The sequence below is a fragment of the Paraburkholderia sp. BR10923 genome (assembly GCF_040948765.1).
In the GTDB taxonomy this organism is placed as follows: Bacteria; Pseudomonadota; Gammaproteobacteria; order Burkholderiales; family Burkholderiaceae; genus Paraburkholderia; species Paraburkholderia youngii.
Genome location: NZ_JBFPKO010000064.1, coordinates 1 through 10,570 on the forward strand (window position 1 = coordinate 1; position 10,570 = coordinate 10,570).

The 10,570-nt window shown below is 59.3% G+C and carries 8 protein-coding genes and 3 pseudogenes; 5 read left to right on the forward strand and 6 right to left on the reverse strand.

The window, feature by feature from the left end:
• Positions 1–110 precede the first annotated feature (110 nt).
• Positions 111–932 carry an IS21-like element helper ATPase IstB gene (istB, locus tag AB3X94_RS40310; RefSeq protein ID WP_368614378.1) on the forward strand — a complete coding sequence of 274 codons (822 nt, stop codon included), beginning with the start codon at positions 111–113 and terminating at the stop codon, positions 930–932.
• Positions 933–1,007: 75 nt separating this feature from the next.
• Positions 1,008–1,570, forward strand: a pseudogene (locus tag AB3X94_RS40315) (transposase); the annotation flags it as partial.
• Positions 1,571–1,801: 231 nt separating this feature from the next.
• On the opposite strand, the pseudogene AB3X94_RS40320 reads toward AB3X94_RS40315, so the two are convergent.
• The 3 genes and pseudogenes from AB3X94_RS40320 to AB3X94_RS40330 all read right to left on the reverse strand — a co-directional run bounded on the left by AB3X94_RS40320 (position 1,802) and on the right by AB3X94_RS40330 (position 3,592).
• Positions 1,802–2,797 (reverse strand): annotated as a pseudogene (locus AB3X94_RS40320) (transposase).
• Between the two features lie 30 nt (positions 2,798–2,827).
• Positions 2,828–3,136, reverse strand: a complete 309-nt coding sequence (gene tnpB / locus AB3X94_RS40325) for an IS66 family insertion sequence element accessory protein TnpB (protein WP_368614379.1) — start codon at positions 3,134–3,136, stop codon at positions 2,828–2,830.
• Positions 3,137–3,400: 264 nt separating this feature from the next.
• The gene (locus AB3X94_RS40330) at positions 3,401–3,592 is read right to left on the reverse strand and encodes a transposase (protein WP_281374982.1); all 192 of its coding nucleotides are present in this window, start codon (positions 3,590–3,592) and stop codon (positions 3,401–3,403) included.
• A gap of 891 nt (positions 3,593–4,483) precedes the next feature.
• Between AB3X94_RS40330 and AB3X94_RS40335 the strand changes: the two genes are divergently transcribed.
• From AB3X94_RS40335 to AB3X94_RS40345, 3 genes are all read left to right on the forward strand, one after another.
• Entirely contained in the window at positions 4,484–4,948 is a 465-nt protein-coding gene (locus AB3X94_RS40335; RefSeq protein WP_368614380.1) for a hypothetical protein, read from the forward strand.
• Between the two features lie 9 nt (positions 4,949–4,957).
• A complete protein-coding gene (locus AB3X94_RS40340) occupies positions 4,958–5,710 on the forward strand; it encodes a protein mobD (RefSeq protein ID WP_368614381.1) in 753 nt (250 codons plus the stop codon).
• A gap of 760 nt (positions 5,711–6,470) precedes the next feature.
• Positions 6,471–7,508 carry a glycosyltransferase family 2 protein gene (locus tag AB3X94_RS40345; RefSeq protein WP_246391814.1) on the forward strand — a complete coding sequence of 346 codons (1,038 nt, stop codon included), beginning with the start codon at positions 6,471–6,473 and terminating at the stop codon, positions 7,506–7,508.
• 146 nt (positions 7,509–7,654) lie between these two features.
• Here AB3X94_RS40345 and AB3X94_RS40350 read toward each other — a convergent pair whose 3' ends face one another.
• From AB3X94_RS40350 to AB3X94_RS40360, 3 genes and pseudogenes are all read right to left on the reverse strand, one after another.
• A complete protein-coding gene (locus AB3X94_RS40350) occupies positions 7,655–8,110 on the reverse strand; it encodes a trans-aconitate 2-methyltransferase (protein ID WP_368614382.1) in 456 nt (151 codons plus the stop codon).
• Between the two features lie 302 nt (positions 8,111–8,412).
• Entirely contained in the window at positions 8,413–9,699 is a 1,287-nt protein-coding gene (locus tag AB3X94_RS40355; protein ID WP_312883631.1) for a N,N-dimethylformamidase beta subunit family domain-containing protein, read from the reverse strand.
• A gap of 746 nt (positions 9,700–10,445) precedes the next feature.
• Positions 10,446–10,570 (reverse strand): annotated as a pseudogene (locus tag AB3X94_RS40360) (IS5/IS1182 family transposase); the annotation flags it as partial.

A 10,570-nucleotide genomic window follows, 5' to 3' on the forward strand; every position in this document is an offset into this window, starting at 1 on the left:
GAGCAGTTGCGTCACGAATTTGCACCGCATCAGCCCCAGTGTCCCGAAGTGGTGGTTGAGACGCCATCGGCGGCACTCTACGACACGCTGCTCGATGACGAGGTGCCGGTATGAACACCGCTGCTACTTACGATGCCGCCCGTCTGGGGTTGATGCTCAATGAGCTGCGGCTGCCGACCATCGGCCGGCTGTGGCCTGAATTTGCCCAGCGTTCCGACAAGGAAGGCTGGCAGGCCACGCGGCTACTTGGTGCACTGCTCGAACACGAACTCGCCGAGCGCGTGAAACGGCGCATTGAGCGGCACCGCATCGAATCGCATCTGGATCCGACCAAGACGCTCGATACCTTCAACTTCAGCATGGTGCCGATGGTCTCGAAGGCGCACGTCATGGCGCTGGCCAGCGGCGATTCGTGGCTGGAGAAAGGGGCCACGATCCTGTTATTCGGGCCGCCCGGCGGCGGCAAGACACATCTCGGTTCCGCCATCGGCCACGCTCTGATCGACGCCGGTTACCGGGTGCTGTTCACGCGCACCAGCGAATTCGTGCAGAAGCTACAGGTTGCACGCCAGAGCCTGCAGTTGCCGTCGATGCTCGCCAAGCTCGATCATTTCGATCTGATCATCCTCGACGACCTCTCATACGTCCGAAAGGATCAGGCCGAAACCAGCGTGCTGTTCGAGCTGATCGCTGAAAGATATGAGCGACGCAGCCTTCTGATCACAGCCAACCAGCCGTTCTCCGGCTGGAATGACGTCTTCCCCGACCCGGCCATGACCGTGGCCGCCATCGATCGCCTGGTCCATCACTCGACGATCTTCGAACTGAACGTCGAGAGCTACCGGCGTCGGAACGCCACCGACAACAAGGCTGCACGGCGGCGTCAACTACCGGATCCCGAGTCACAAGGAGCGACAACTATGACCTCTTGAACAGCGACAATTACCCCCGCTGACCGGACAAGATAATTGTCGTTCGGCCGGACTTCATGCTTGACGCTCTACAGTAGGGCAACGGTTGAAAAGGGGATGGCCGGAGTTCTGGAAAGGTTGTCAGGACGTCTTCCCGCGGTATTGATCGACTCGCTGCGAGAGCAGTGGAGAGGCCAGGATACGATCGACCGGCAGGTCGGTCAGATCGAGCGCCGGTTGCGGGAGTGGATGAAGGACGATCACTCAGCCAAAGCGATCGCAGCAATTCGTTGCGTAGGGCTACCCACTTCGACGCCGGCAGTGGCAACGATGGAACACGCCGAAGCCTTCAGATCCGGCCGCGAGTTTGCTGCATGGCTGGGTCTTGTGCCGGGCCAGACTGGCTTGGGCGGGATATCAGGCTGTGAGGACTCAGTAGGCGAGGTGACACATATCTGAGGACTTTGCTGGTTCATGGAACGCGCAGGATTATCTATCGGACCAAAGAGCCGGGGCAGTGGGTGGAGCAGATGAAACAGCGGCGTCCGTTGAACGTCGTAATCGTCGCCATGGCCACCAAGCTCGCCCTAATAGGCTGGGCGGTGCTGGCGCATCAACAGCCATACCGTGCAAATCACCGGCGCAAAAAACCCGCGTGATCCGACGGCAGTACCTTGCTCATCTTTGAAAGTAAGCGTAAGCGGCTCGGCAGGGCCGGTCCCCGATCCGCGCGCGCGTGGAGCATGATGTGAGGGCGTGAGGAGGTCCGGGTAGATCACGTGAGATCGTTCCATGATCGTGGACACGATCTATCTGGATCTGCCCGGTCAAACGGCGGGCGGGGGCGGAGTGGCCGGATTCAGTTTGACGGCCACGTTCCAGGGAAGCAGTTAGTCGATGCGGTTGACCTTGTGGTCCGCAATACGAGTGAGCACGTATTCGAGATAGGCACGTGGGTTGATTTCGTTGAGTTCGCACGTACCGATGAGACTGTACATCGCCGCCGCACGCTCACCGCCGCTGTCGGAGCCGACGAACAGGTAGTTGCTGATCTCGGCGCATCCGTCCTCGCAGTAGAACGTGAGTGCCGCCCAGTGGTTCAGCGAGTAGTTGATCGCGCCCGTGAGCGTGGACTTCTTCGACAGCGTCGCAAGCTTGGCCCTGATCGTCGATTCGAACGTGTTGAGCAGCGGTTTGCTCTTTTCCTGCCGCACAGGGAACCGCTCATCGGGTGGTTTGCCGCGAATGTCGGCTTCGATGCTGTAGAGCTCGCCAATCATCTCGAGTAGTTTCCGGGTATCTGGAGTCGGTGTACGCTCGTGAACGTCGTATATGTACTTCCTCGCGTGATCCCAGCACGCCGCTTCGTGCACGTCGCCGTTCGCATACAGGTGATCAAGCCGGCGTAGGCATCCGCCTGCAGGATTCCCTCGAAGTTGGCGAGATGCGTTTGCGGATGAACACCCTTGCGGTCCGACGAGTACGTGAACCAGACTGCCGCAGGTCCGCCGAGCCCGAGCGCCTCGCCCAGCGAATGCATGTTCGTCGCGCATCTGGGGCAGAGCGGATCAGGCTCGAGTACGATCTCCTCGCGCGGCAGGTGTGGCGGGAGCGGCTCTCGCGAAGCCGATTTGCTGGCCGGCGCATTCGGTGTCCCGTCTCGCTGTTACGCGCCTCGGCAGCACCACGGCCGCCCGTCAGGTCCTCCAGCTGCGCCTCGAGCTTGTCGATCTGCGCCTTCAGGCGTTCGATCTCGTCATCTCGCGCGGCGAGTTCCTGCACCATCTTCGCGATCGATGCCTGGTGCTCAAGCAGCGATGCCTGTTGCGCGAGCACCATGGCACGAGCTCGGCGACGTTATCGGGCAGCGGCGCTTGATCGGGCATGCGTCGCAGTTTACGAGCCTTCCTCGCGGTTTACAACATCGAGAGTGCGGCGGTGCGTCGTGGCTGTCGCCAGTCGATGCCCTCGAGCGACATCGACAACTGTGCGCTCGTCAGATGAATCTTGCCGCCATCGGCCTGTGGCCAGATAAAACGGCCTCGCTCCAGACGCTTTGCGATCAGCCAAAGCCCGTCGTCGGTCGCCCACAGAAGCTTCACGAGATCGCCGCGGCGCCCGCGAAAAATGTACAGGTTGCCGCCCAGCGGATTCTCCTCGAGTGCCTTGCACCTTGGCAGCCAGGCCCTGGAAGCCGCAGCGCATGGCCGTGATGCCCGCAACAAGCCAGATACGCGTACCCGTTGGCAGAGAAATCACGAGCGCAAGCTCCCCAACACTGTCCGAAGCATCTCAGCGTCGACAATACCGTCGACCTTAACCAGTGCCCGGCCGATCCGAACCTCGATTGACCCGGCCGGCGCAGCGGGCCTCACGACCTCAGACTCTGGCAGCGCAGAAGGTTCATTGACCGATGACACCTCGTTCACGATTGCCACTGGAACGAGTTGCACCGCCTCGGCTTGCTGTTCCGCCAGATATCGGCGCCGCTAGGTGAACACGAGGTTCGCGTTCAAGCCGTTCTTGCGGGCCAACCTGGAGATTGACACCCCCGGTTCGCAAACTGCCATCGCCAGGCGACGACGGAATTCGGCACTATGGTTCGGGCGACCTTTACGGCTACCGGGCCTCTGTGTTGGCTCTGACAAAATGGTGTCCACCACTTCGAAAATGATGGACATCACTTTGATGCCGATACTTGCGGCCGTCTACAACGGCCACCGCGAGCCGCTTACTGTGCTCCTCCGAATGCTGTTTGCGTTTTCATCGTCAAGCGCTTATTTCACCTCCACGGCCAGGACGTGTCTGGCAAGGTTTTATTTCGAAAGAGGGTATCGCGTCGGCAGCTAATCGAGTTCTTCACTCAGCGTTGATCCTTGGGCGCCCAAAACCGGCGATTGCCTATCCTGCCATCCCTCGTCGTTATTCTCTTTCTTTTGTCATCCGCAAATCCTTTGAGTGTGGTCACCGATGGTCGCGCAAAAAAATGACCACCTGCTGCAAAAAAAATCTACTCGTCCACGCAGCAAAACGAACTGGCCCGGCAGAAAAAATATCGTATCGCGTGAGTGGGTCTTCCCCCACCACGCAAATAGATGATTGACCGGCATCGCGAAGGTGACGGATGACGCAACGTGGATGAGCATGGACTGCCGTGCTCCGCACAGAAAAATTCAAAGGTCGTATTGAATCCGCGTGCCAGAATGCAGACGCTCGCGCAAATTGAACAAAGACATTTCCGCACGGTCCCGCAGGAATGACATCGGACCGACACGTCACATCAATTCCAGCGATCATTCGACGCAAATTGGCGAGTGACGGATTTCATGTGCGGCCCGTTGTCAACGCAGAGCCTCTGATCATTCGAACTGAAGGCCGATGCACTCGTATTGATCGACGCGCAAATCCCGGTACGTTGCGCGCGCGCGACGGCGCAAAAAAAGTTTTTTATTCCAGAGAAGTCCTATTCAATCCAGAACATTCCATCACGCCGGTTCGAGCCTGTTTCCACGTATTGACGCGTGCCAGTCCCCTTTGCAAGATGGCATGGAAGGAGTGTGCAGGAGCCAATCATGCCGACGGCGAAAAGCTTTACCCAGGCGCAATGGGACGCCGCAGCGCGCCGTCTCGATGCACTGCCGGAAAAGCCCGCGCATGAGCACCGCGTCGATGTCCGCGACGCAATGAGGTCCATGCAGCCTCAAATTATCGATGCACAGAGAAAGGGCTACACGCAGGAAGAAATCGTCCAGCAGATCGCCCAGGACGGTGTTGAAATCAGCGCTGGAACGTTGCGATACGCGATGCAGCGCGCTGCCAGGGAAGAAAAGGCCGTGCAGGTGGAGCGGCACGTCGCTACGAATGCCGCCATGACATCACCTCGCGTGAAGAAGGGCACTCAGGCGAAGCCATCACATTCGAGCCATGCGCGCGTCGGATCACAACGGAAAGGGGATGGGGGAATCACCCGGCCGGAACGCACAGAGATCCAGGGCTTCCTCGGATTTCCGATCAGGCCGGATACCGAAAACCTGTAAAGGTACGAAATGGCAATGGAAGATCCTGCTATCTATATGGTCGGCGGCAGCAAGGGCGGCGTTGGCAAGAGTTTCGTCACGCTGGCGCTGGTCGAATATCTCTGGCGCACGGATGTCCGCACCGTGCTGGTGGAGACGGACACGTCAAATCCCGATGTCATGAAAGCCGTCCATGATGAAATCGAATGCGCCTCATGTGATCTGGATGAGGCGGGCGGCTGGATCGATTTCGTCGATTTCTGCGCTGAGCATCGGGATGCGACGGTCATCGTCAATACGGCGGCGCGCAGTCAGGCCGGCGTTGCCCGGTACGGCGGAACGCTAGCCAGTACGCTGGATGACATGGCCCGGCGTCTCGTCGTGTTATGGGTCATTAACCGCCAGCGCGACAGTCTCGAACTGCTGCTTGAGTTTGGCGAAACATTCCCGCGGGCGCTCACACATGTCGTGCGCAATGGTTACTTCGGCACGCCGGACAAGTTCACGCTATACCGTGAGTCGAACCTGCGCAAGGCCGTCGAGGCACAGGGCCGGTCGCTGGATTTTCCCGATCTCGCGGATCGCGTCGCGGACGAACTGCGTAGTCAGCGCACCTCGATCCGCAAGGCGTCGGAGACCATGCATATCGGGCAGCGCGCGGAGCTCTTCCGCTGGCGGGAGCTGTGCGACGCGATGTTCTCAAAGGTCATCGGCGTTGACCGGACGGTTCATGAGAACCAGGCAATCGAGATCGGCCGATCCGCTCACCCGCCTGTTTCATGAAGTCTCCGGCGATGTTCCGGACGAGGCCAGCCTGCGGGTTCCCGCCCGTGCGACTGGAGGAGCCGACAGCGGGATCTCTTTCTCCTGGACAATCCAGGCTAGCATCGAAATGCTCTTCGCTCACCCTCCAGTTGGCGACGTCGGCACCCGGGATACCGAGCACGATTGGCGTCGGCCTTGACGATGCTCGCATCGACGGCGAAGCCTTCACCGCCGACGAGTCCCTCCGCCATGCATCGACTCAGGACCGATTCGAATACGTGACGTTCGCTGTTGCGTTTCAACTGCCACTTACACTACTTACATATGGAAAGTGGCGCTTCACTCGGCTTCTGCGTTAAATTGGCTTCAACCTGTTTTGCATATGTTCGGGCCGCGCCAGGACGGTCAGATTTCATCTGACCTGCGTGTAAAACCGCCGTGGTGTTGGCAGGATCTCACAGGATTCCTCGGCCTGTTCATTGCCATCGGCAGTGCTGAATACGTCGCACACCTATCCAGGACAAACCCGCACCATTCGATCGTTATATGTGGGGGCGCGCACCGAGACCACCAATTATCTGTCGACTCAGCGGGGCTTTGCCTCTATTACTTGGGGAGTCCGACTGCGAGGGCATCGTCGCAGGCAACCCGTCGATCTGGAAAATCTCCACCCTCGCTTTGGGGTGCGATACGGCATCGCCCGCGCTATTTCCGCCTATCCCGACTTCAGCAGAACGCTGTCCGACAATCTTTGCAAACTTGCGTCAGAACCATGACTATGAGCTTAAAGGGCAAAAATCTCGCATCGGCGGTACTTCAAAGCGGTTTCGACGACAAGGAGCCAGCCACCGCGAATCGTACGAGCATTTCCGCGTTGGCACCTTCTGTCACTGTCGTGATGGCCAACTTCAATGGAGAGAACTGGATCGGAGAGGCGATCAGGTCGGTCCAGAGACAGAGCCTCGCGGATTGGGAACTGATCGTTGTTGATGATGCGTCAACCGACGCCAGCACTGAGATTGTCCGCGCCGCTGCTGCTAACGACCCACGTATCGTTCTCCTCACATCTTCTTCCAACGCGGGGCCCTCGGTCGCGCGCAACCGTGCGCTGGCATGTGCGCGAGGACGCTGGATCACGATCCTCGACAGTGATGATGTGTTTGCGGACGGACGCCTTCAGTCGATGCTCGCAAGGGCCGAATCGGACGGCGCGGGCATTGTAGCGGACGACTTGCTCATCATGAGCGAAAGCGGCTCGCTGACCGGGTATTCGCTGCTTGGCCTGCGGACCGCGAGGACCGTCGATGCCGTTGCGCTTGTCAAAGCGCCGCAACTCGGCTATCTGCAGCCCATGATCAGAACCGAACTGCTGTCCGAGCTTCGGTATGACGAGCGGGTTCGCTCCGCCGAAGACTTCGATCTTTTGTTGCGCATGTTGGTCAGGCACGAAGCGGAAATGGTCGTCTATCCGGCTATGGGTTACCACTATCGCAGACGTGATGATTCGCTTTCCACAGACAAGTCAGCGGATCGACGGGCGCTTCGAGGCATGCTCGAAGCAAACGCGCGTTTCCGCGCATCGCACGCGCTGTCAGGAAGATTAGCCCACGCGTGTGCGCATCGGCAGCGAACCCTCGAAACCCAGCTTCGCTGGGTCGATGTCACCGAGGCAGTTCGTGAAAGACGTTTCGCACAAGCCTTTCGGCACACAATGCATCACCCTTGGGTCCTCAGTTGCGCCGCGCAATTCCTTGCGAAGCATTTTCACTTTCTCGTACTCAGAAACAAACGCCGCGCCGTGACTTTGGGACTTTGAGCTGAGACGCGACGGATGCCGGCACGTCCGCAACGGAGGGTGCGGGCGCCCTTTGGGGCGCGGGCGATGCCTGCGATTTTCCAGAACAGCGTGGCTCGAGGCGGCCGCTCAGGGGCGGCATTTGATCAGATGCATGCGTGCAAAATTTACCGCAAGTTCAGCACGGCCACGTCCCATTTGAATCGCGTCGACGCGTGTGTGATACGGACACGCTCGAGTTCGTCGAAGGCAGCCTTCAACCTGTTCCACGTCCGTATTCCGTCGTCGTGATACCAGATACTGACGATCAATAGCCCCCCGGGCGCGAGACAGCGCGCGAGTCGACGAATCTGTTCCTCCGGTTCTTCCAGGTAATAAAGCATCTCGTTGAAGACGATAACGTCGAATACCTGCGAAGGCTCGAAGGTAGCGGCATCGGCGACGGCGAACTCCGCTCCATCGATATTCGCCTGGCGGCCCTGCTCAATGGCGACTTCGGAAAGATCGACGCCGAAATGGCTAGAAATCGAGGCGCCCGAAAGCCAACTTGCAAGAACACCAGCGCCGCATCCAACGTCGAGCACTCGCGCGGCGGGTTTCAGGTGCTTGCACCCGGCGATCACGCTATAGCGGGCAATCTCCTGCGTCGTCCCCAGATAATCCCAGGTGCCCGAGCCGTACGCCTGATTCCACGTCGCATCCGAGATTGAGACGCTGTGAGCCGGCAGTATCGTGGCCTTGATCGCTGGGGGACAAACCTTTTAACAGGCCACTTTATGGCTTTACCGAGGAAGCCGTACACTCCTCTTCTATCTGGCGGATTAAGCATGGTCGGCTCTCATGTCAAACCAACTGACGCTACGTGGCTTCTTCAGGCCAGCACCAGATATCCCCGCGCGACTTTAGGTGCGCGGCAGAATCGTCATTAAGCCTGTGCTGTAACGGACTGTCTGTCGCGATTGCTCGGATTGGCCAGCAAGCGTTCGAAGACGTTGCTGGTGATACGGTCGACGACAGCATGACTTTCGGCGTGCGGATCCATGAGCACGCGAGCCCAATCTGTCGTGCCTGCGTTGAAGACGATGCCCGGCTGAACTCCTCTTCCAGCCGCCCGCTGCAGCACGCCAAATACGCCGCGTCCGCCGACGTCCCATCCATTCAGCGCGCTTGTCATGCCAAGCACGTGGAAACCATTGGGGTTCGGCGGCAAGCCGTCTACTTCGTAGCCCACCAGACGATCTTCGGCACCAAAAATGTCTCCGTTGTTCAACTCCGTACCGGCGAGCGCCCAGTGACTCGCGTCCTCGACCCGGAATCCGGTTGCTGGGCGCTCGCGCCGGATCCAGCCACCACGCAGTAGACGCCATTCTCCCCACCAGCCGCCGCCATAACCATAACTGAGCCCGATCAGGTCGCTTTCGTCGTGACCGGGCCAATTTTCCGCGAGGCGAGTCACGCGCAGATCGGGAGCGTGAGGGCTGCCGCGCGAAAATTCGATTGGCCGATAGCAGGTGTTTCCACTAAAGATCGCATAGTGTCCGCCGTTTGCAATGAAGCCGGCCATCCTGTCACGCATGCGCCCGCTCCAGTATTCATGATGACCCACGCTAAGCACGCAGCGATACTGGGTTAGATCAAGCCGGTCACCATCATCGAGATCCAGGTCGGAGTAGAAGTCGCAAGCAATGTTCTTCGCCTGCAGCCAGCGCACGAACTTCGCGTCCCAGTGCGGGAACTGTTGGCGCGGGGACCGAGGTTCATAGGGGTCGGCAGGCTCGCCGAACTGCGCCCCGAAGCCGCCACCTGGTCTTAGCAGGGTCACGGTCGTGACAGGTTTCTTACGTCGAACGGGATCGTGATAAAAACCGCCGCCGCCGATCGAGTTGTACGCTTGATACGTCGCGACAGGCACGATGTAAGCGACCGACGCCGATGGTCGAGGAGGGCGCGCGACCAACATTGCCATACTTCTGCTGTCCGGCGGCAGCCCGTATAGAGGCTCGTGCGCGGCGCAGTTGCGCCCCAGCGGGCGCACGGGCTCGCCGTTGGCGCGCACCTCGTAAGCCACCGCGACATACACCCCCGACGTCGCATCGGCACGATCGAAGCGAAACCGGAAGCTCGGCCACCGCCATGCAGCGTCGCAACGCGTTGCGGTTCGTCCGCGCGGCGAAGTCAGCACCCATTGGCCACTCACGCTGTCGCAATCCATCGCGCCGCGGTCCTCTACAAGGATGCCGCAGTGGAACTCGAGCGCTTCTCCGATGCCTTGCCGGTAGATTGCAACAGAAAAGCGGCGCCCTGGCTCGACGGCGAGTTCGAAAATGCCGCCGGCATCGTAGGCGGGCGCGAGCGGATATAACCTCATCGATCACTTTCTCCGATCTTTGACGAAGCTGCACGTGGACGAGATGGCGGGTCATAGTGGCAACCATGTCCCGCACCGGGGCAATTTGACGCGGGGTTACTCACTGCGACGTGAATGCTTTGGGCGCCCTTTGGGTCTGTTCGGAATTGGCAAAATGATACCTCCCGCGCTCCGCTTTCAATTACACGGTATGCGACATAAGATACGCGGTATGCGCCGAGCGACATCGAAATGCTTGATCATCGGGCTGTTCAACGAGTCGGACTATCCGACGCTTGCCAGCATGTCGGAGAAATTCGCCGTCAGGCTCGCGGTGTTGCTGTTTCCTGACGCGTCGGGCTGCTCTCGGCCGATACTGTTGAAAAAGTCGCTGCGTGGTTTTATCAGTCCCGCCGCGAGAAAATCGACCTCTCAGATCGGCCCACAGACCGCTCGCGCACACCGGCCAAGGGTAAGAAGACCCCTAAAAACCTAGCGCGAAGGACGAGCAGTGACTTTTTCAACAGTATCGACCCTCTCCGGTCGTTCAAAGCGAGCAACGGCGCATGGCAGCTTGCAAGGCAAAACGGTCATTGGTCCATCATGCTCGCTTAGAGGCGATAACAAAATGAGTTCTTCAGCTTTCGCCAGCAGATGATGCAGCAGGCAATTTTCATGAAGGCTTCATGGATGAATGCAAGCCGTTCGAAGCGGATGCGCAGTCGTCGAAAGTTAT

What these genes read in the sequence shown, in the direction of transcription:
- AB3X94_RS40340 (WP_368614381.1), top strand. Translation starts at nt 4,958, where the DNA reads ATGGCAATGGAAGATCCTGCTATCTATATGGTCGGCGGCAGCAAGGGC.
- AB3X94_RS40330 (WP_281374982.1), bottom strand. Translation starts at nt 3,592, where the DNA reads ATGTCCATCATTTTCGAAGTGGTGGACACCATTTTGTCAGAGCCAACA.
- AB3X94_RS40355 (WP_312883631.1), bottom strand. Translation starts at nt 9,699, where the DNA reads ATGGATTGCGACAGCGTGAGTGGCCAATGGGTGCTGACTTCGCCGCGC.
- AB3X94_RS40335 (WP_368614380.1), top strand. Translation starts at nt 4,484, where the DNA reads ATGCCGACGGCGAAAAGCTTTACCCAGGCGCAATGGGACGCCGCAGCG.
- AB3X94_RS40345 (WP_246391814.1), top strand. Translation starts at nt 6,471, where the DNA reads ATGAGCTTAAAGGGCAAAAATCTCGCATCGGCGGTACTTCAAAGCGGT.
- istB (WP_368614378.1), top strand. Translation starts at nt 111, where the DNA reads ATGAACACCGCTGCTACTTACGATGCCGCCCGTCTGGGGTTGATGCTC.